The following is a 21,108-nucleotide window of genomic DNA, read 5'->3' as shown; positions in this document are numbered from 1 at the left end:
GCCACATTATCGTGGCTTCTCTCTTTCCAACCCGTTACACCTCTTCCGACGCTTCGCGCATCATCTCATCGTGCGGAACATCATCCAGAATCTGCTCAAAGCTGCGCAGACGCTTGTAAATCGACATCAGTTCAACCAGCGTTGACCACGAGGTGATCAGATACTGGAAAGAACCGCGAACCTGATCGAACACGTTGCTAATTTGATTGAGCAGACCCAGTGTTATCGTTCCTGCGGCGATTGATGGGAACAACATGACCAGGCCAAAGAGATTATCTATCTGTAAATAGAACATTCTGGCGATATTGAAGTACAGATAATGAAAATAGAGACGAAAGTAATTCAGTCTGACGTTGTCAAAAAGCACTCTTACCGTCGGCGGTGTAGCGCGGTCAGCATTGTCTTCGCCGTAAACCAGTTCTTTACGATAAGCTGCTTCTACTCGCTGGTTACGAAACTCCAGGCCTGGTAATTTTAATCCGACTACTGCTAACAGTCCTGTTCCCAGTACAGACCAGACAACGGCGGCAATGACCAATGCATAAGGTATGGCGCCAAGAATCGGTACGCTTTTTACATGGTGTGACAGCTGAACCAGTACTGGCAAAAAAGCGATGAGCGTCATGATAGCCTGTATGAAACTGACTCCCCATCCCTCCAGTGTGAGAGCAAAGCGCATCGTATCTTCCTGCACACGCTGCGCTGCGCCTTCAGTATGACGTAATCGCTGCCAGTGGTGCATATAATAATTATTCATCGCGGTACGCCAGCGGAATACCCAGTGGCTAATAAAAAAGGCATTTATTACGCCAATAGTCACAGCAACCATAACAATGCCTGCTACGCCCACAATTTCAGAATAGAGCTGGCTAATTGATACAGAACCGGCTTTTGTTATTGCCTTTTGTATCAAGTCGTAAAAGGGTTGATACCAGGCGTTAATTGCTACGCCGACCTGAACCCCAAACCAGGTAACAAAAATAATTAGCGCAGAGCCCCACACTGACCAACGCTGCCAGGGGTGGTTATCAATCACTCGCCAGGCAAGTGCGAACAGGGCAACCATTATCCAGTAATAGGCATAAAACCATAACTCACCTGGTGCAATGAAGCGCATCACTGTCGTGGGCAAAGGCTGCTTTATCGCAGCCTGAAAAGCAGGCCAAAAATGAGCAGGTAAATCGCTGGCAAAGCCGAACCAGGCAAAAATCGCTACTAAGCTCCAGACAGCCGCAGAGCTGAAAAACAGCGCTGGCCGCGGAAAAAAAGACTTAAACATAGGCACTCCGCTGTTGTGTGTTGCCTGTTATAACGTTTTTGACGGGTCGCTGTCTGTAGTCTGTTGTTTCTGCTAATGACAGGAGGGGGATAGATGTTAATGAAATTGTGCGGTTTTGTTTCCTGGAACTAAATCTTTGTGAATGGCAGTGTTACAATAGGTTGTTTGTTACCGGTAACAAACAGGCTCCTGGCCTGTATCTGCTGATAAAAACCATTACAACGCAACCACCTATTTTTTTCATACCGCCGGTCAGCGCGGGAATGAGGCAATGTCATGTCAGAACAAAAAAAGGGTCATTCACGCAGGGATTTTTTGCTGAAGACAATCACCCTGGCGCCTGCAATGGCGGTAGGTTCCACAGCGATGGGTGCACTCTCCCTGCCGCTGGCCACACAGGCGGCTGAAACCCCGGCCACGCCACAGCAGGCGCGCGACTACCAGCCGAACTGGTTCACCGCCGAAGAGTTTGCTTTTATTACCGCCGCCGTGGCACGGCTTATCCCCAGCGATGAACGCGGGCCTGGTGCGCTGGAAGCGGGCGTGCCTGAGTTTATCGATCGTCAGATGAATACGCCGTATGCCACGGGGTCGAACTGGTATATGCAGGGGCCGTTTAACCCCGACCTGCCGAAAGAGCTGGGCTATCAGCTGCCGCTGGTGCCACAGCAGATCTACCGCCTCGGTCTGGCCGATGCCGATAATTACAGCAAAAAGCAGCACGGCAAGGTGTTCGCCCAGCTCAGTGGCGAGCAGCAGGATGCCTTACTGCAGGCGATGGAAAATGGCAGTGCTGAATTCAGCCAGCTGCCAGCAAAAGTCTTCTTTAGCTTCCTGTTGCAGAATACCCGCGAAGGCTTCTTCAGCGATCCTATACACGGCGGGAATCAGGGCATGGTCGGCTGGAAGCTGATTAACTTCCCTGGCGCACGCGCCGACTTTATGGACTGGGTAGAGCGCGGCGAACGTTATCCGTTCCCGTCAGTGTCGATTCGCGGGGAGAGAAGCTAAGCATGGCAAACGAAATGAAAAAAGTGGATGCGGTGATTGTCGGCTTCGGCTGGGCGGGTGCCATTATGGCGAAAGAGCTGACCGAAGCGGGCCTGAACGTGCTGGCGCTGGAGCGCGGACCGCATCGTGATACCTATCCCGATGGCTCCTATCCGCAGTCCATTGATGAGCTGACCTATAACGTCCGCAAAAAGCTTTTCCAGGATCTCTCCAAAAGCACCGTGACCATTCGTCATGATGCGTCGCAGACCGCAGTGCCCTATCGTCAGCTGGCGGCGTTTCTGCCTGGCACCGGCACCGGTGGCGCGGGTCTTCACTGGTCCGGCGTCCATTTCCGTGTCGATCCGGTTGAGTTGCGGATGCGCAGCCATTACGAAGAGCGCTACGGCAAGAACTTCATTCCGGAAGGCATGACGATTCAGGATTTTGGCGTCAGCTACGATGAGCTGGAGCCGTTCTTCGACAAAGCGGAAAAAGTTTTTGGCACCTCAGGCAGCGCCTGGAGTATCAAAGGCAAAGTGGTCGGCAAAGATACAGGCGGCAACCCGTTTGCGCCCGATCGCTCAGATAACTTCCCGCTGCCCGCGCAGAAGCGCACTTACTCGGCGCAGCTGTTTGCTCAGGCGGCAGAGTCGGTCGGCTATCACCCTTACGATCTGCCGTCCGCCAATACCTCGGGTCCGTATACCAACACCTACGGCGCACAGATGGGGCCGTGCAACTTCTGCGGTTACTGCAGCGGCTACGCCTGCTACATGTATTCCAAAGCGTCGCCTAACGTCAATATCCTGCCTGCGCTGCGTCAGGAGCCGAAGTTTGAGCTGCGCAATAACTCTTATGTGCTGCGGGTCAATCTCAGCGATGACAAAACGCGTGCGACCGGCGTGACCTATGTGGATGGGCAGGGCCGCGAGCAGATTCAGCCCGCTGACCTGGTGATCCTCTCCGCCTTCCAGTTCCACAATGTTCACCTGATGCTGCTGTCGGGCATCGGCAAACCCTACAACCCGATTACCAACGAAGGGACCGTAGGTCGCAACTTCGCCTATCAGAACCTCTCTACGCTGAAGGCGCTGTTTGATAAGAACACCACCACGAATCCGTTTATCGGTGCGGGTGGCGCAGGCGTTGCGGTTGATGATTTCAACGCGGATAACTTCGACCACGGGCCGCTGGGCTTTGTTGGTGGTTCGCCATTCTGGGTTAACCAGGCGGGCACCAAACCGATCTCCGGCCTGCCGGTGCCGGCGGGTACGCCCAACTGGGGCAGCAAATGGAAAGCGGCGGTGGCGGATACCTACACCCATCATCTGTCGATGGATGCGCACGGCGCCCACCAGTCTTATCGCGCCAACTACCTTGATCTCGATCCCAACTACAAAGATGCCTATGGACAGCCGCTGCTGCGCATGACCTTTGACTGGCAGGATAACGACATCAAAATGGCGCAGTTCATGGTCGGCAAGATGCGCAATATCGCGGAAGCGATGAATCCGAAGATGATCATCGGCGGCGCGAAAAAGCCTGGCACCCATTTCGACTCCACGGTTTATCAGACTACCCACATCAGTGGCGGGGCGATCATGGGCGACGATCCAAAAACCAGTGCGGTTAACCGTTATCTGCAAAGCTGGGATGTGCCGAATGTGTTTGTACCGGGCGCATCGGCTTTCCCGCAGGGACTGGGCTACAACCCGACCGGCATGGTGGCGGCGCTGACCTACTGGTCAGCTAAAGCGATTCGCGAACACTACCTGAAAAACCCAGGCCCACTGGTGCAGGCATAAGGACATGGCGATGAAAAATGGCATTCTGGCTCTGATTCTTGGCTCCCTGACGTTCGCCGCCCTGGCGGAGAGCAGCCAGGACGATCTGGTTAAACGGGGTGAGTATCTGGCGCGAGCCGGTGACTGTGTGGCCTGCCACACCAGCAAAGGCGGCGCGGCCTTTGCCGGTGGGCTGCCGATGGCAACACCGATTGGCACCATCTACTCCACCAACATTACGCCCGATCCCGCGACTGGCATTGGCGAATACAGCTACGACGACTTCCAGAAAGCGGTGCGTCAGGGCGTGGCGAAAAATGGCGATACGCTCTATCCGGCGATGCCATATCCCTCTTATGCAGTGGTCAGCGATGAAGACATGAAGGCGCTTTACGCCTACTTCATGCATGGCGTCGCGCCGGTCGGGCAGCCAAACCGGGAGAGCGACATTCCCTGGCCGTTGTCGATGCGCTGGCCGCTGGCGATCTGGCGCGGGATTTTTGCGCCCGACGTGAAAGCGTTCCAGCCTGCAGCCCAGGAAGATCCGGTGCTGGCACGTGGTCGCTATCTGGTAGAAGGACTGGGTCACTGCGGGGCCTGTCACACGCCGCGCAGCATCACGATGCAGGAGAAGGCGCTGACCAACAATGAGGGCAGCGACTATCTGGCGGGCAGCAGCGCACCGATTGATGGCTGGACCGCCAGCAATCTGCGTGGCGACAACCGCGATGGACTGGGTCGCTGGAGCGAAGAGGACCTGCGTCAGTTCCTGCGTTATGGCCGCAACGATCAGACCGCCGCTTTTGGTGGCATGACCGACGTGGTGGAACACAGCCTGCAGCACCTGAGCGAGTCCGATATCACGGCGATTGCGCGCTATCTGAAGTCGCTGGGCGCGAAAGATCCCCATCAGGCAGCCTTCAGCGTCGATGACGCCACGGCCAAAGCGTTGTGGAAAGGTGACGACAGTGCGACGGGTGCAGCCACCTACGTCGACAGCTGTGCGGCGTGCCATAAAACCGATGGCAGCGGCTACAAACGTTTCTATCCGGCCCTGCGCGGTAATCCGGTAGTACTGGCGGACGATCCGACCTCACTGATCCATATCGTGCTGGTGGGCGGACAGTTGCCTGGCGTTAATGGCGCGCCGTCGACGATTACCATGCCAGCATTTGGCTGGCGTCTTGACGATCAGCAGGTGGCGGACGTGGTGAACTTCGTGCGTAACAGCTGGGGCAACAAGGCGTCGGAGCCGGTCAGCGCGAAACAGGTCGCTGAGCTGCGTAAAGATGAGAAAGATCGGCTGGGCAGTGCAGATATCCGGGTACTGGAAGGCAAATAATCGGCAGTAAAAAAGGCCGTCATCATCAGGATGACGGCCTTTTCTTTTAGATATTCTCCAGATCGATACCGCGCGTTTTCGGCCCGTAAATCCCTACCGACAGCATCACCATCACCATGCTCAGCACGATAAAGGTAATCACACCTGGCGTACCGGCATACTGCAGGATCACCCCAATCAAAATACTGCTGAATACCGTAGAGAGGCGACTGAAGGAGTAGCAGAAGCCGACCGCCCGCGCACGAATATGGGTCGGGAAAATCTCGGTCTGATAGGCGTGGAAGCTGAAGGTCAGCCAGGCGTTGGACCAGGTGATCAGGAAGCCGCAGAGAATCAGCAATACCGGCTGCGTCTGGAAGGCGAACAGCGTGCCGAACACCACCGTCATCAGCGACGACAGGACAATCTGCCACTTATTTTCCAGCTTATCGGCGTAGCGGCTACAGATCAGCGATCCCAGCGGATAGGCCAGCGTGATGAAGAAGGCATAAAGCAAACTGTGCGTCACCGTGGCACCGCGGCCTGACAGCAGCGCAGGCAGCCAGTTACCAAAGCCGAAAAAGCCGATCGCCTGGAAAAAATTCATCACCACCAGCATCAGGGTGCGCTTGCGGTAAGCGGGTGACCAGATCTCGCTGAAGCGCCCCCGTTTTGGCAGCTGCGCCGCGGCGTCATCGGCTGAAAAAGCGGGTCCTGCCGGGATGCCGCAGCGTTGCTCCATCGTGGACAGCACCTGATGCGCCTCCTGATGACGACCCTGCTGCGCCAGCCAGCGCGCCGACTCCGGCAGGTTCCTGCGCACCAGCCAGATCACCAGCGAGCAGACCGCGCCCGCAATGACCACCCAGCGCCAGCCTTCAAGGCTGAACAGCGTTTGCGGAATTAGCCACCACGACATCAGCGCCACGGCCGGCACCGATAAAAACTGCACGAAAAAGGAGAAGGCAAAGGCGCGGCTGCGCAGATGGGTCGGCACCCATTCCGACAGATAGGTGTCGATGGTCACCAGCTCGACGCCCAGCCCGATCCCTACCAGAAAGCGGAACAGAATAATCATCTCCGCGCTCTGCTGGAACGCCATCAGCAGCGAAAACAGTCCGTACCACAGCAGCGCGCACATAAAGGTGAGACGGCGACCAAAGCGGTCAGCGTAGGGCGCCAGCAGGCTGGCACCGAAAAACAGACCGAGAAAAGTGGCTGAGGCGAAGGCCGCCTGATCGGAGAAGCCCAGCACGCCTGCCGCACCCGTGTGAAATACGCCCGCCGACAGCAGGCCGGTACTGATGTAGCCGGTTTCAAACAGGTCATAAAGCTCAAAAAAGCCGCCCAGCGCCAGCAGCGTAATAAAGCGCCACAATCCGGCGGAGGAGGGCAGCGCATCAACCCGAGCGGCTAAGCTGTTACGGGCCGCCGATGAAGCGTGCATCGGTGGCAGGCTGGTGGAGGAGGTGGTCATGTCAGCGTGAACCTCAGGCAGTGTAGAGACGACTCGCAGCCGGTCGGAGGCTTATTAAAATAGTTAACCGTTAGCAAGCGAAGAAATAGCAGAATAGTCAATTCATCCGCCGTTGCCGAGAGGGTCGTTGCTGACTATTTAGCAACGTACGTTGCAGGTTTTGCCATCCGTGGCACTGTGCTTTACGGCAGTTTCGGCCAGGGGAGCCAAAAAATCATATGGGTTTCGGGTGCTATCTCTTTCGGGTCACGCAGCTACAGGCCAGGCTGGCTGCAGAAATAGTGCATGTTCGACTACTGACCTCCCCGATTCACTCTTCTCATAGCCATACCTGGGGTGTACTATGTACTCTCCAGGGAATGGAGGAACAGCCAGTGAGTCAGGCGATTGAGTTTATTGAGACCCCGATGTTTACCCGGCAAATAAAGCAGATCGCCACAGATGAAGAGCTCCGGGAACTTCAGAAGGCGCTTATTGAGTCACCGGAAAAAGGCGATCTCATTCAGAAAACCGGCGGGCTGCGTAAAATCAGGATGGCGACAGGTAATCAGGGCAAAAGCGGCAGCGCAAGGGTGATTTACTTCCTGGCCACCGCTGAGGTGATCTACCTGGTGATGGCCTACCCAAAGAGTATTAAAGAGAGTCTCACGAACGCGGAAAAAGCTGAGCTGTAGAAGCTGACATAATTACTGAAAGATGAGGTGTAACGTGAGTTTTTTTGACGAGCTGAAAGCATCGCTGGAAGAAGCTGTGGAGATCAAAAACGGTATCAGGGAGCCCGGTCGTGTTACCCGTTACGCGGTTGCCGACGTGAAGGCTATCCGGGCACAGCTTAACGTCTCACAGAGCGAGATGGCGACGGCATTGGGAACCAGCCTGGATACCATAAAGAGCTGGGAAGCCGGACGGCGAAACCCGACCGGGCTGGCAGCTAAAGTACTGGCCACTATCCAGAAAAACCCGGATTTTTTTAAGGAGCTGGCGGCGCATTGAGCCGTTGTTCCCTGCACGCCGTTTAACAAAAAATAAAACGTGCCACCGATGAAACATTCATCGGTGGCACTGTGCTTTAAGGCATTTTCGGCCAGACGCCCGGCCCAATCGGCAGACCCAGCAGATACCACACCAGCAGCAGCGCTATCCAGCTGATAAAGAACACCAGCGGATAGGGGAAGATCAGCACGTAATAGGTGCCGAGCTGCGCATCTTTCTGGTAACGCTGCAAAAAGGCGAGAAACAGCGGCAGAAACGGCGACATCGGTGCCAGTGGCAGCACGGCGGAGTCGGCGATGCGGAAAATCATCTGGGCAAAAGCGGGATGGAAGCCGAGCAGCATAAACATCGGCACAAAGACCGGCGCCAGAATCGACCAGATGGCTGAACCGCTGGCGATAAACATGCAGAGAAACGCCGACAGGAACATCAGGCCGAGAAAAGCGGGCGCGCCGCTGACGCCTGCGCTCTCCAGCACATCAGTCAGCCCGATCGCCATGAATTTGCCCATGTTGCTCCAGTTGAAGAACGCCACGAACTGCGACAGCGGAAACACCATCACGATAAAACCCGCCATGCCCTTCATCGGATCGACCAGCAACTGCGGGATATCATCCGGACGGCGGATCTGTCGGGTGACCACGCCATAAGCAATCGCCACCACAAAGAAAAACAGAATGATGATTGGCACGATGCCCTGAATAAAAGGCGAGGGAATAATGGCGCCGGTGGCGGGATTGCGCAGCGGTGCATTTTCCGGCACCACCAGCAGCGCCATCAGGGCGATAAACAGCAGCGCGGCGATCCCGGCAGCCCGCAGACCGCGGTTTTCAAGCGGCGTCAGCGCCGCCAGCTTCTCGCCGTTGCCCTGCCACTTTGGCAGTCGCGGCTCGACAAATTTATCGGTCAGCAGCGCGCCCACAATCGTCAGCACAATCACCGACGTGGCCATAAAGAACCAGTTATCGATCACGCTGACATGCACCGTGTCGCTGACCGCTTTAGCCGCTTCAGTGCTGATGCCCGAGAGCAGCACATCGGTGGTGACAATCAGCAGGTTGGCGGTAAAGCCGGAGGCCACACCGGCAATGGCGGCCAGCAGGCCCGCCACCGGATGACGGCCCACCGCCAGAAAGATCAGTGCGCCCAGCGGCGGCATCACTACCAGCGCGGCATCCGAGGAGATATGGCTGAAAAAGGCGATAAACAGCACCATGTAGCTGGCATAACGGCGGCTGACGCGTGACGCCATCTTCACCATCAGCGACTGCAGCAGGCCGACCTTTTCCGCCAGTCCGGCACCAATCACCAGCGCCAGAATCGATCCCAACGGGGTAAAGCTGCTGAAGTTTTTGATGATATTTGGCAGGATCCACTGAATGCCTGCGACGCTCAGCAGGTTATTCACCCGCACGATTTCGCCGTTGCTCGGGTTCTTCACCGCCAGATCCAGCGCGCTGATAATGGCGGTCGCCACCATCAGCACCACGATCAGATAGACAAACAGTAAAAACGGGTTGGGGACTTTATTCCCCACGCGCTCGATCCAGCTGAAGAGCCGGCCAGGACTGCGGTTCTCGGATGTTGCTTCCATGGTATTGGTTCTCGTCTTGTATCCCTTTTATCGGCGGTAGCAAGGCCTGACGCCGGTCGCGTTGTGCGACAGGCGGTGAGTTCAGTTCCGGCACCGCTGAATCAGGGAAGTGTTTGCAATATTTTTTTATAGTGGTCCGTGTCAGAGACACGGCCGTTGGCTCATTCGGCCAGTTTTGTTGGTGTGATCCCCGCCGGGATCGGGCAGTGATAGGGCTGCGCGGCGCGTACCCGTTCAAACTCGGCCCGGCAGCCAGCCAGCGCCTGCCGATCCGTTAACAGCGTTAGCACCGTGGCCGCCATCACTTTGCCCGCCAGAAACATCCCCTTATGCCCGATACTGGTGCGTCCCTGCGCCACCAGTTGCCAGGTGTGCAGCGGCGTGCCGAAGGTAAAGCAGGGCGCAAAACACTGTGCAGTCGGCGTCACCCAGCTGACATCGCCGACGTCGGTGGAGCCATAAAGCAGATCACGTGTGACGGCATAGGGCGCGACCTCATCCATAAACAGCTTGTCACCCAGTTGTTCAGCCCAGGCGTGACCGGCTTCACCACCGGTTCGGGCGGCATTGAGCCGGGCATTGCGCAGATCGTCATCAGTGAGCGTGGCACGCAGTTCAGCCGCAAACGCGCGTTCTTCGTCGCTGTAGTCGGGCAAACCAAACTGATGCAAATAACGCTCCATGACCGCTTCCAGCGCGCGATTCGGCACGTAATCCGAGCAGGCTTTGTCAAAACGTACGGTCAGCGTGGTGTCGGTCATCAGCGCTGCACCCCTGGCGATATTGATCACCCGTTCATAGATCGCCTGCGCCTGTGGCAGTTCCGGGGCGCGGATCAGGTAGAGCACCTCCGCATCCGCCTGCACCACGTTTGGCGATACACCGCCGCTGTTGGTGATGGCGTAGTGCAGACGCGCCTCCTGGACGATATGCTCGCGCAGAAAGTTGGCCCCGGTATTCATCAGCGTGACGGCATCCAGGGCGCTTCGGCCCAGATGGGGAGAATTGGCCGCGTGCGCCGCAACCCCTTTGAAGCTGAACGCCGCCTGAATATTGGCGAGGGTGCGCAGATTGAACATGCCGCTGAACCCCTCCGGATGCCAGGTCACGGCGGCATCAACGTCGTCAAACAGCCCTTCGCGCACCATAAAAGTCTTGCCCGAACCGCCTTCTTCGCCAGGGCAGCCGTAAAAGCGCACCGTGCCACCCGTGTGATGCTGTTCCATCCAGGCTTTCACGGCGCAGGCCGCCGCAACACCCGCCGTGCCGAGCAGGTTGTGACCGCAGCCGTGTCCGTTGCCGTTGGCTTCCAGCGGTTGCGGCCGGGCGCAGCCCGCCTGCTGACTCAGGCCCGCCAGCGCATCGAACTCGCCAAGGATGGCAATCACCGGCTTGCCGCTGCCCGCACTGGCGATAAACGCCGTATCGATGCCACCCACGCCGCGTTCCACTCTGAATCCCTCTTCTGCCAGCGCATCAGAAAGCAGGGCTGACGAGCGGGTTTCGGCAAAGCGGGTCTCCGGTGTGTCCCAGATGGCGTCGCTGAGCGTGCTGAAACGAAGCTGATGACGATCGATATAGTCGGCAATAAAGTCTTCCATCATCGTGAGCCCCCATACTGCGCCTGGTTCAGCGCCAGCGTCGCCAGCAGCGTGATGGCGTCCGGCATCACCCGCTCATCAAAGTCGAATTTCGCATTGTGGTGACCCGCCGCCAGCTCACAGCCAAAAATGACGTAAGAGGCCTGACCGCCGCGCTGCTTTACCCGTTCCATCATGTAGGTCGCATCTTCCGAACCCGCCGCCTGCGCTTTACGATCGACCACGGAGTTGAAGATACCGAGCGCGTCCGCCTGCTGATGGATGAAATCAACCCATGGCTGCGTCGGGGTACAGCTGCGCGCGGCCCCCATCAGCGAGACCCGCTGCTCAACGCCATACATCGCCGCCGCACCGGCAATCACCCGCAGCGCCTGCTGATAGATGTCGTCGTTGACCTGATTGGTCACGCCACGGGTTTCGACTTTCAGCAGGGCGCAGTCGGCTACCACGTTGCGGCCGGTTCCCGCCTGCAGCACGCCCACGTTGACCCGTGCCACGCCGCCGCTGTGCTGGGTTAAACCATGCAGCGCCAGCGTTGCCTGCGCGGCGGCCAGCAGGGCATTACGGCCCTCTTCAGGACGACCGCCCGCATGGGCACCGATGCCGGTAAAGTGAACATCCAGCTTGGTAGTGGCGAGGAAGCTGTCGCTGCCGCACACCACTTCGCCTGCCGGTACGCCGGTTCCAATATGAATCGCGGTGAAGCGATCAACGTCATCGACTACGCCCGCCGCCACCATCGCTTTTGCGCCGCGCACACCCTCTTCGGCGGGCTGGAAGATCAGTTTAATCGTGCCGCTGAGCTGATCTTTCATCGCCATCAGCACCGAGGCGAGACCCAGCCCGATGGTGGTGTGGCCGTCATGTCCGCAGGCGTGCATCATGCCTGCGTTGCAGGAGGCGAACCCTTCACGCTGCGGCAGATGATCGTCAGCCTGGCTCTCGTTGAGATCCAGGGCATCCATATCGACGCGGAAGCCCATCACCGGGCCAGGACGGCCGGTCTCAAGCGTTGCCACGATGCCGCAGAATCCGCCGGAGAAGTGGCTGATCCACTGCGGCAGCGCGCCCTGTTGCAGCGCGCGCGCTTCCTGCTGCTTCAGCACTGCCTCGTCGGGCAAGCCCATCCGCGCGTCGGCGTCGATGACCTCACGGCCCAGCTTCAGTTGATAACCGAGCTTATGCAGCTCTTCAGCGACGAAGGTGGCGGTGCGGAACTCCAGCCAGCCCGATTCGGCATAGTGATGGAAGTCGCGACGCCACTGTTGCAGCTGTGGCAGCCGGGCGCTGACGTGGTCTGAAAGGGGGTTCATCGGCTCTCTCCTCGGTGTTGATTTTTTATGCACTGTTCCGAATCTACACAATGGTATTGACCGGCATAAGATGCGAATATCTTGTGACTGATAAACAACGGTTATCGAAAAATTATGTCTGCCAATCTCAAGCTCCATCAGCTGCGCGCCTTCGTTGACGTGGCGCGACAGGGCAGTATCCGGGCGGCAAGCCGTCTTTCCGGGCTGTCACAACCGGCGTTAACCAAAGCGATTCAGGAACTGGAGCGCGAGCTGGGGGCAAAGCTGTTTATCCGTCGTCAGCAGGGCGTGGTGTTAACCGATATCGGTGATAACTTTTTTCGGCATGCCAGCCTGGTGCTGGCAGAACTGCGGGTCGCCGAAGAGGATATCCAGCAGCGGCTGGGACTGGGTGGCGGTCAGGTGAATATCGGCGTTGGTGGCAGCGTGGCGCGCACCATTATGCCGCAGGTGATTAATCAGTTTCATCGCGAATACCCGCTGGTGAAGGTGCGCATCGTCGAAGGCCAGCTGGTGTCGATGGTGCATGAACTGCGCCAGGGGGCGCTCGATTTCACCATTAATACCTACGATCAGAGCCATCTCGATCAGGAGCTGATGTATGAGCGGATGATGGAGCGCGAGTACAAGGTGGTGGTGCGCAAAGGCCATCCGCTGGAAAAGGCGCGTTCTCTGGCGGAGTTACAGCAGGCGGACTGGACGATGCCAACGCCTAAAGGCAGTTACTACCGCTTGTTGCACGATCTGTTTGGCGAGCGCGGCATGGCCCCGAAAATTGTGGTGACCTGTGAAACCTTTATGGCCTGCACCAGCCTGGTCGCGCAAAGCGATTTCATCAGTATTCTGTCGGTCGACGTCATTGACGACCCGATTCTGGGCCGGTCGCTGGTGGCGCTGGCGCTCGACGAACCCCTGCCGAAAGCGATCTTCTATCTGATCCAGCGCAAAGACACGACGCTGACCCCAATGAGCAGTTATATGGCACAACTCTTTCGCCGTTATTGCCAGTAAAATCAGTGAGTAAAGTCGATCGTCTACACTGTTAAGGTACTGAAAAAAATCCACCCGACAAATATAGAGGTTACGATGCAAGTCAGTCCTTATCTGTTTCTCTATGGCCGTTGCGAAGAGGCTATCGACTTTTACCTGCAGGCAACCGGGGGAGAGTTGCTCTCTAAAATGAAATTCGGTGATATGCCGGATCAGGGTGAGCAGGTCGGCGATCAGTCTGCCGCGCCGCAGCCGCCAGAAAAGATCATGCATGCCCAGCTGCGTATTGGTGACGGTGAGCTGATGCTGAGCGATGGCAACACCGATCAGCCGCCAGCGTCCGAGCATGCCGGTTACGCGGTCAGTCTCTCAACTAACGATGTCGAAAAGGGTAAAGCCTGGTTTGAGAAACTGTCGGCAGGCGGCAAGGTGACAACTGAGTGGCAGGAGACGTTCTGGTCGAACGGATTCGCGATGTTCATTGATAAGTTCAACATTCCGTGGCGCATCAATGTCGAGAAGCCGCAGGAATAATCGGGCCAGTCGGCGTCGCAATTTGCGGCGCCGTATTAATTAATGGCAACTGCCCGGATTAAAGCGCGGCGGCGCTATTCAGGCCGCCGCACGTAATCAGAAGTTATAACCCGCCACCAGGTAGTAACCCCAGCCAGTCGATTTCACTTCAAACGGTCCATTGCCGAAATTCTGTTCCTGACCATCCGCCCACTGTCCGCCGTTGTGGAAGTAACGCGCCACCGCAGAGAAGTGCCAGTGATCGTAACCCAGTGACAGAATGTGACTGGAGGCGATTGAGTTGCTGGTGCGTGATGAACCGCCTTTATCGCGGAGATCGGAACCCCAGTCGAAGTTGGTGAAGCCCACATAGCCCAGATTACCGCCCCACAGCGTGGTGATTGGCACAAAGTATTTCACTTTGAAGCGATAGCCATCCCAGCTGTTTTCATTCGCCGCACCGTAGTTTTCCCACTGATATTTGGCGTAGACGTTCAGCGACAGACCGACATCACTGTGCGTATCGATATCGGTGCCCAGACCCATATACCAGGTGTTCTGGCGGCTATCGCTGTTGCGGCCCATGTCGTAGATGTAGTTGTTAGCGAAATACCACTCTTTGAACGGACCAAACGCCAGGCTGGTGCCGGTCAGTTTGTCGATAGAGAAGCGCGGCTCAATCTCCATAAACATCGGTGAACCGTGATCAAAAATGCCGTTGGCGTTGCTGTTGCCTGCGCCGAAGAAGTTGGTCAGGTCGAGGTAGCCATAAAAATCGAACCAGTCCTTCTTCGCAAACGCTTCATATTCCAGATAAACGTCGTTGTTAAACTGCGGTCCGAAACGGGTGTGGTAGCTGCCTACCACATTAACGCTCTGATGCCACCAGTCGGAGACATACTGCGGATCGCTTTCAGCGGCCTGTGCAGCGCCACTCAATGAACATGCCAGCACGGCACCTGCTATCAACGTTTTAAATTTCATTATTATCAGCCACATGCTTTTGACCGCCGCACAGCAGACGCAGTCAGAGAGAAATCGGTCCCTTGATGGGAATGAGGGTTTCACAGCAAATAACAGCCAGTTCTTCAGCCCGCGTAGCGTGCCTGTAACAGATCGATAGAAAATAGATTTTGCTCACGTTTGTCAAAAAGTGTTGCATTACAATTCAGCTAAAATGTGATGCACTTCACAATAATAACCAGGATCGAACGGAACCAGGCAACCGTTTACGTTGTCTGGTTCGTGATCAAACGGGCGGGATCAGGGAAGGGTGACGCGAACCTGCAAACCACAAATGGCACCCTGTGGCGTCATGCAATTGGAAAGGGCGACGTGAATCTGATGCTTCTGTGCGACGTTGCGCACAATGGATAATCCCAGTCCGCTGCCCTGGGCTTTAACGTCAGGCGAACGGGTAAAACGGTCAAACGCGCGTTCGATAAAGGATTCCGGCATGCCTGGCCCGTTATCGACAATATCGACCACTGTTTTACCTGCGACCCGATGCAGCAGCACATCGACCAGGCTGCCCTCCGGCGTGTGCAACATGGCGTTACCAATCAGGTTGTCGAACAGGCTGCGCAGCTCGGAACGGCTGGCCTGCAAACGATACTGCGTGGAGCCATTAAAGCCGATATCGATGCCGCGTTTATCTGCCACCACCATCAGCTGCTCAATGCTCTCTTTCAGCAGATCGTCCAGTTCGATATGCTCGACGCTGGCGACCACGCTCTGGTCATCCTGACGCGAGACATTGAGTAACTGCGTGACCAGATGACGGGTGCGTGTGACGCCCGCTTCCAGCTGGCTGAACTGCCGGCTCGCTTCGCCCGGCTGGATATGCTGACGCAGATTTTCCAGCTGCAAGGTCACCGCCGTTACCGGCGTTCGCAGTTCATGCGCCGCATCTTCCAGGAACTGACGCTGCGACGACCAGGCCTCACGCAGCTTACTCAGCAGCGAGTTGTAGGCGGCCACCAGCGGCAGGATCTCATCCGGCAAGCCTTCGGGTGAGACATTGTGCGGATGATGCGTCTCCTGCGCGGCAATCTGACGCGAAGCGACCTGCAGATCCCGGGTGATCTTGCGCACCACCAGCCAGATCACCAGCAGTGAAAGCGGCATCATCAGGATCAACGGAATGATCGCTGACAGCGCCCGTTTGACCATCAATGCCTTCATGTAGCTGAGGTTGTGCATCACCTGGATGGTTTTGATCTCGCTGCCAGGTAAGCCGGGCCGGGTATAGATGCGCCATTCGCAGTCGTCGCACTGACCCACATGCACGTCGCGATAGCCCCGTTGATTTTGCAGCGGAGCCTGCAGCTCCGGCCATGAGCTGGCCCGTAACTGACCCCGATCGTCCCACAGTTGCACCACAAAGGCGCTCTTCGCCTTGTCAGGCGCAATAAGCATCGGCATCAGGGCGGGCATCTGTTTATTAGTGGACCAGGCATCAGCGATTTTTGCCAGCTGATCGTCCTTCATGGTGCCAACCATATCGCCATAGCAGCTGAAGAAATACCAGGTGACGCCACCGATCATCAGCAGATGAATAATCAGCAGCGTAGAGAGTAATTTGTTGCGTAATGAACGCATAAAGGTGAAGGGTTTCATATTGCCGGTACCCGCCAGCCCAGCCCGCGCACATTGCGGATCACGTCGTTATCCAGCTTGCGGCGCATCCCGTGGATCAGGACATCCACCGCGTTGCTGCTGACTTCATCGCCCCAGCCATAGATGCGATTTTCCAGCTGCTCGCGCGACAGAATAGCGCCTGGCCGCTCCAGCAGGGCGTAGAGCAGGGCATATTCGCGCGCCGTAAGCTGCTCTCGCTGTCCTTTGTAGAGCACTTCGCGGGTCATCATATCCAGCTGTACATCGCCGCTGCCCAGCACCGAGTCTGCTGCGCCGTGACTACGTCGGGTAATCGCGCGCATCCGGGCCATGACTTCCTGTAAATCGAACGGTTTAAGCAGGTAGTCGTCAGCGCCGCTGTCGAGTCCCTGAATCCGCTGCGCCACCGTGTCGCGTGCGGTAAGAATCAGCACCGGCGTGGCGTCGCCGCGCCCGCGCGCCCGGCGCAGTACCTGCAGGCCATCATCGCGCGGTAAGCCGAGATCGAGCAGCACGCAGCTGTAGCCGCCTTCGCTCCAGGCATTCTGGGCATAGATGCCATCACGCACCCAGTCCACCGACCAGCCCGCGCCCTCCAGTGCCTGCTGCAGGTTCGCGCCGATCATTTCATCGTCTTCAACCAGTAACACGCGCATGGCTGATCTCCTTCAGAAAGATGAGGGGAGTTTACTCACCAATTGTTAGGCCAGAATTATCCGCCGTCATACTTCGCGCTGTAGCGGCGTTGGCTGCTTTTGCTCACCCCAGTCACTGACTGATGTCAGCTCCTGGGGACTCACGCAGTTGCCGCCTTGCCACAGCATGAATTATTTTGGCGGACTACTGCCGTCATACTTCGCACTGTGGCGGCGTTGGCTGCTTTTGCTCATCCCAGTCACTGACTGATGTCAGCTCCTGGGGACTCACGCAGTTGCCGCCTTGCCACAGCACGAATTATTTCGCGGACCGCCGTCACCGGTATTTTATGGAGGAGTCAGGTGGCCTGATGTCCCCATCCATATCCATTGAGATGCCAGCGATTGCAAGCGTAAATGGGGTGACGTATATTTGAGCAACAGAGTAATGCCAGACATTTCAGCGGTGAATAGTATGTCAGCCCAGGAAGCAAAAATCAGACATCAGCGCGAGTATCAGGAGCGTGTTGAAGCCGTCCGAAATGGTCAGGCTCCAGGCCGCGTGCTTGAAAAACGTCCTCAGGGTATTGTGCCTGCAAAAAGTGGACGCAGCCTCGCATTTTTCTGATGTCACGCCGTGCTGAAATCAGCCAGGTAGTAAAATAATCTCATCATACAGGTGGGCTTTTTTTATGACATTGCACGCTATTCCTCCAGAAGAACAGATCCTTAAACTTAACCGTTATCTTATTGATAACGCCGGACAACTTCCGTCACCGGTTATTACTGTAGGCGGTCAGGCTGTTATGTACTGGTATCTGACCTACCTGCATCTTTATCCTGATCAGCCTGATGTAACATCCATAACCTCAATTGATGTTGATTATGTCACCCGAAAGGAAGGCGTTGATTTTCTGGCTCAGGAATATCAGCGATATCTCAAACATGTTGACGCCTGACAGGGCTGAATGCCCCCGTCACTTATGATGCAGAAATAAATTTGTCTGACTCAGCGTTTTTATCTTCTGCCTTTTTTCAGCAGCAATCTCTTCACGAACTTTCACACTAAAGCCCCGCTGGCCGCGCGATCCCGCCTCCGTTTCCGCCGTTGCTAATTCTGCGCTAATTTTCTGCTAATTAAGGGATAAATTTTAGCGGGTAGAGTGGCTCCACTGCACATCAGCATCAACAGGAGGAACCATGAATCAGCGCGAGTTTATTCGGAGTTTGCTGGACTGGATTGAGAACAACTTAGGACACGATCTGCATCTGGATGAGGTGGCGCGCCGCTCGGGCTATTCGCGCTGGCATCTGCAACGGCTGTTTCGCCAGCATACCGGCTTTTCACTGGCAGAATATATCCGTCAGCGCCGTTTAACCGAGTCTGCGCTCACGTTGCTGAGCAGCAACGAAGCGATACTGCAGGTGGCGATGAACTATGGCTTTGATACCCAGCAGGCCTATACCCGCACGTTTAAAAACTACTTTATGGTGACGCCTGGCCAGTTGCGCCGTCAGCGTCGCGTCGAGCCGGATCGGCTGCTATTCCCTCTGGCGATGGCCAGCTGATGCCTGATAAGACCTTCCCGTCACAGCCTGCGGACGGGAAGGTCGGCCCGCGCTTTGCGCTTCTCTCCACGTGTTCTTCGCCTCGCCTTTTTTTACCCATCAGCCACAGTGACCCCGCCCGAACGTGTTAGTTTGTTGCCAGCATCCCTTTACTGTCGGAGTCGGGAAACATGGAAAACGGCGCGAATTTAACCGCCATGTTGGTATTTGCACGGGTTGTGGAATTACAGAGTTTCAGTGAGGCGGCACGCGCACTCGGCTTGTCCAAATCCCATGTCAGCCGGGAGATCGCCCGTCTGGAGCTGCGGCTCGGTATCCGGCTGCTGCAACGCACCACCCGGCGGCTGGCGCTGACCGAGCTGGGCCAGGCGTACTATCCCTACTGTGTGCGGATGCTGGCCGAAGTGCAGCGCGCCGAAGCCTTTGTGCAGCAGGTGCATCAGCAGCCCGCCGGCCATGTCAGGCTGCAGGCACCCGTTACGTTCGGCTGCCAGTGCGTAGTCCCTGTCCTTAATCGCTTTCTGCGTCGGCATCTGCATATCAATGTCGATCTTGATCTGACCGATCGCAGTCACGATCGGCTGGATGATCAGGCGGATCTGGCGATTGTGATCCGATCCCGATCGCCACAGCAGGGCAATTTTCGGGTACTGAGCGAAATCGAGTGGGGGCTCTATGCCGCGCCCGCCTACCTGGCGCAGCGGCCCGCTATCACACATCCTGAGATGCTGCCACGCCACGACCTGCTGCTGTTTCATGGTCCGGCGCACACCGCCGCACTGCCGTTCCGCCGTGATAAACAGCGGCTGGCACTGGATGTACGCAGCCGTTTTCGCGCCAATAACAGTATGGCGCTGCTCAATGCGGCACTGGCGGGGAGCGGCATCGCCTATCTGCCCTCCTACATGGCCCAGGAGGCGATGGCGCGCGGTGATATTCAGCAACTGCTGCCGGAGTGGCAGATGGATCGTCTGCAAAGTTATCTGCTGCTGCACGACACGCCTGAACCGGCGTCGCCCGTGACGCTGCTGTGCGATGCCCTGGTTGCGGCGCTGAATACAGGCTGATTGTTGCCTACTGACAACAATCAGCGCCACAGAGTAACTATCCCGCCGCGACTGTTGTTACTCCGCTACGCCGGTTAGCCTGTATCCCTGATTACTCACCGGATATCATCATGCAACAGTCACCCGAAACTGCAGAGTTTCAGCACTGGCGACGTAACTTAGGGGTCTGCGTCGTCGGCTCTTTTACCACTATCGTGGCGATGACGCTGCTGCTGCCGTTCCTGCCGCTCTATGTTCAGCAACTCGGCGTTGAGCAGCCTGCCGCTATCGCCCGCTGGTCCGGCCTTGCCTACGGCGCGACCTTTTTCAGCGCCGCACTGACGGCGCCGTTGTGGGGCAGGCTGGCTGACCGCTATGGTCGTAAGCTGATGCTGATTCGGGCCAGTCTCGGGATGGCGATTGCGATGTCGCTGATTGGCATGGCGACCGCGCCGTGGCAACTGGTGGCGCTGCGCCTGCTGGCGGGGCTGCTGGGCGGCTACGCGTCGGGCTCGACCATTCTGGTGGCGGCGCAAACGCCGAAAGCGCAGACCGGCTGGGCGCTGGGGGTGTTGTCCTCCGGCATTATGGCCGGCAACGTGGTCGGGCCGCTGCTGGGCGGTGTGTTACCGCCACTGATCGGGATTCGTCAGACTTTCTGGTTGACCGGTGCCGTGATTTTTCTCGCCTTCCTCGCCACCACCTTTTTACTCAAAGAGCAGCCACGTGCTCCCGCTACATCGCGCGCCAGCCAGCAACCGCATCCTGAAGCCGGGCCGGTTAATCACAGCCTGATACGGCTGATGTGGCTCTCTGGCATGTTGCTGATCTTCGCCAGCATGTCGATTGAGCCGATTATTACGCTTTACGTAGGCGAGTTTGTGCAGGGCGACCACCAGATCACCCTGATAGCCGGACTGGTGATGTCCGCGGCGGCGCTGGGCACGGTCCTGGCGGCACCACGACTGGGTCGGCTGGCCGATCGGGTAGGGCACTGGCGGGTGCTGACCGGCGGTTTAGTCGTTAGCGGGCTGCTGCTGATTCCCCAGGCATTTATCACGGCGGCCTGGCAACTGGTGCTGCTGCGTTTTCTGATGGGAATGGCGCTGGGCGGGTTGATGCCGTGCATCACGGCGATTATTCGTCATAACGTGCCGGGCTCACAGGTTGGGCGGATGCTGGGATATTCGACATCGGCACAATATATCGGCCAGGTCAGCGGGCCGCTGTTCGGTGGGCTGGTGGGCGGTGCATTCGGGATGCGGCCGGTGTTTCTGGCAACCTGCGTGGTGATGCTGTTTTGCGCCTGGCTCAACTGGCGTGGCATGAAAAAGTAGTGCGATCAAAAAAGGCGGACCGGAGTCCGCCTTAGTTTATTCAC

At 57.1% G+C, this 21,108-nt stretch carries 19 protein-coding genes; 11 read left to right on the top strand and 8 right to left on the bottom strand.

What is annotated here, in order from left to right:
* Positions 1-34: 34 nt before the first annotated feature.
* Positions 35-1,279, bottom strand: a complete 1,245-nt coding sequence (gene sbmA, locus OK412_RS16355) for a peptide antibiotic transporter SbmA (RefSeq protein WP_264353366.1) — start codon at positions 1,277-1,279, stop codon at positions 35-37.
* A 276-nt stretch (positions 1,280-1,555) separates the two neighbouring features.
* Between sbmA and OK412_RS16350 the strand changes: the two genes are divergently transcribed.
* Genes OK412_RS16350 through OK412_RS16340 form a run of 3 tightly spaced genes read left to right on the top strand, consistent with a single transcriptional unit; the run spans position 1,556 to position 5,398 of the window.
* Positions 1,556-2,290, top strand: coding sequence for a gluconate 2-dehydrogenase subunit 3 family protein (locus tag OK412_RS16350; RefSeq protein ID WP_010672043.1), 735 nt, complete (start codon positions 1,556-1,558; stop codon positions 2,288-2,290).
* Between the two features lie 2 nt (positions 2,291-2,292).
* Positions 2,293-4,077: a GMC family oxidoreductase gene (locus OK412_RS16345; protein ID WP_010672042.1), complete on the top strand. Its 1,785-nt coding sequence runs from the start codon at positions 2,293-2,295 to the stop codon at positions 4,075-4,077.
* A gap of 10 nt (positions 4,078-4,087) precedes the next feature.
* Entirely contained in the window at positions 4,088-5,398 is a 1,311-nt protein-coding gene (locus OK412_RS16340) for a c-type cytochrome (protein WP_033780611.1), read from the top strand.
* 46 nt (positions 5,399-5,444) lie between these two features.
* Here the strand turns inward: OK412_RS16340 and OK412_RS16335 are convergent, their stop codons facing one another.
* The gene (locus OK412_RS16335) at positions 5,445-6,854 is read right to left on the bottom strand and encodes an MFS transporter (RefSeq protein WP_061061385.1); all 1,410 of its coding nucleotides are present in this window, start codon (positions 6,852-6,854) and stop codon (positions 5,445-5,447) included.
* 374 nt (positions 6,855-7,228) lie between these two features.
* Between OK412_RS16335 and OK412_RS16330 the strand changes: the two genes are divergently transcribed.
* The gene (locus tag OK412_RS16330; RefSeq protein WP_264353365.1) at positions 7,229-7,528 is read left to right on the top strand and encodes a type II toxin-antitoxin system RelE/ParE family toxin; all 300 of its coding nucleotides are present in this window, start codon (positions 7,229-7,231) and stop codon (positions 7,526-7,528) included.
* 34 nt (positions 7,529-7,562) lie between these two features.
* Positions 7,563-7,847 carry a NadS family protein gene (nadS, locus tag OK412_RS16325; protein ID WP_122459456.1) on the top strand — a complete coding sequence of 95 codons (285 nt, stop codon included), beginning with the start codon at positions 7,563-7,565 and terminating at the stop codon, positions 7,845-7,847.
* 76 nt (positions 7,848-7,923) lie between these two features.
* Here nadS and abgT read toward each other — a convergent pair whose 3' ends face one another.
* The 3 genes from abgT to OK412_RS16310 all read right to left on the bottom strand — a co-directional run bounded on the left by abgT (position 7,924) and on the right by OK412_RS16310 (position 12,355).
* On the bottom strand, positions 7,924-9,441 hold the full coding sequence (gene abgT, locus OK412_RS16320; protein WP_010672038.1) for a p-aminobenzoyl-glutamate transporter: 1,518 nt from the start codon (positions 9,439-9,441) through the stop codon (positions 7,924-7,926).
* Between the two features lie 161 nt (positions 9,442-9,602).
* Positions 9,603-11,045 carry a M20 family metallopeptidase gene (locus OK412_RS16315; RefSeq protein WP_264353364.1) on the bottom strand — a complete coding sequence of 481 codons (1,443 nt, stop codon included), beginning with the start codon at positions 11,043-11,045 and terminating at the stop codon, positions 9,603-9,605.
* Positions 11,042-12,355, bottom strand: coding sequence for an amidohydrolase (locus OK412_RS16310; protein ID WP_033787530.1), 1,314 nt, complete (start codon positions 12,353-12,355; stop codon positions 11,042-11,044). The genes OK412_RS16315 and OK412_RS16310 overlap by 4 nt, the downstream gene beginning before the upstream one ends.
* Positions 12,356-12,469: 114 nt before the next feature.
* Between OK412_RS16310 and OK412_RS16305 the strand changes: the two genes are divergently transcribed.
* Both OK412_RS16305 and yjdN read left to right on the top strand, forming a co-directional pair.
* Entirely contained in the window at positions 12,470-13,366 is an 897-nt protein-coding gene (locus OK412_RS16305; RefSeq protein ID WP_010672035.1) for a LysR family transcriptional regulator, read from the top strand.
* 75 nt (positions 13,367-13,441) lie between these two features.
* A complete protein-coding gene (gene yjdN / locus OK412_RS16300; protein ID WP_022625240.1) occupies positions 13,442-13,879 on the top strand; it encodes a VOC family metalloprotein YjdN in 438 nt (145 codons plus the stop codon).
* Between the two features lie 96 nt (positions 13,880-13,975).
* On the opposite strand, the gene OK412_RS16295 is transcribed toward yjdN, so the two are convergent.
* From OK412_RS16295 to OK412_RS16285, 3 genes are all read right to left on the bottom strand, one after another.
* Positions 13,976-14,842, bottom strand: coding sequence for a nucleoside-specific channel-forming protein Tsx (locus OK412_RS16295; RefSeq protein ID WP_052271192.1), 867 nt, complete (start codon positions 14,840-14,842; stop codon positions 13,976-13,978).
* A gap of 279 nt (positions 14,843-15,121) precedes the next feature.
* Positions 15,122-16,477, bottom strand: coding sequence for a sensor histidine kinase (locus OK412_RS16290; protein WP_022625242.1), 1,356 nt, complete (start codon positions 16,475-16,477; stop codon positions 15,122-15,124).
* Complete coding sequence (locus OK412_RS16285; RefSeq protein WP_010252086.1) at positions 16,474-17,133, bottom strand: response regulator; 660 nt, start codon at positions 17,131-17,133, stop codon at positions 16,474-16,476. The genes OK412_RS16290 and OK412_RS16285 overlap by 4 nt, the downstream gene beginning before the upstream one ends.
* A gap of 671 nt (positions 17,134-17,804) precedes the next feature.
* Here OK412_RS16285 and OK412_RS16280 point away from each other — a divergent pair.
* From OK412_RS16280 to OK412_RS16265, 4 genes are all read left to right on the top strand, one after another.
* Positions 17,805-18,071: a hypothetical protein gene (locus OK412_RS16280; RefSeq protein ID WP_010252074.1), complete on the top strand. Its 267-nt coding sequence runs from the start codon at positions 17,805-17,807 to the stop codon at positions 18,069-18,071.
* 241 nt (positions 18,072-18,312) lie between these two features.
* On the top strand, positions 18,313-18,681 hold the full coding sequence (locus OK412_RS16275) for a helix-turn-helix domain-containing protein (RefSeq protein ID WP_009092546.1): 369 nt from the start codon (positions 18,313-18,315) through the stop codon (positions 18,679-18,681).
* Between the two features lie 170 nt (positions 18,682-18,851).
* Positions 18,852-19,748, top strand: a complete 897-nt coding sequence (locus OK412_RS16270; protein WP_010252069.1) for a LysR family transcriptional regulator — start codon at positions 18,852-18,854, stop codon at positions 19,746-19,748.
* Between the two features lie 110 nt (positions 19,749-19,858).
* Positions 19,859-21,064: an MFS transporter gene (locus OK412_RS16265; protein WP_010252067.1), complete on the top strand. Its 1,206-nt coding sequence runs from the start codon at positions 19,859-19,861 to the stop codon at positions 21,062-21,064.
* Positions 21,065-21,108 lie beyond the last annotated feature (44 nt).

The sequence above is a fragment of the Pantoea sp. JV6 genome (assembly GCF_025910055.1).
Taxonomy (GTDB): domain Bacteria; phylum Pseudomonadota; class Gammaproteobacteria; order Enterobacterales; family Enterobacteriaceae; genus Pantoea; species Pantoea agglomerans.
Note: the sequence above shows the minus strand (reverse complement) of the source record. Positions and strands in the feature narration are given on the sequence as shown.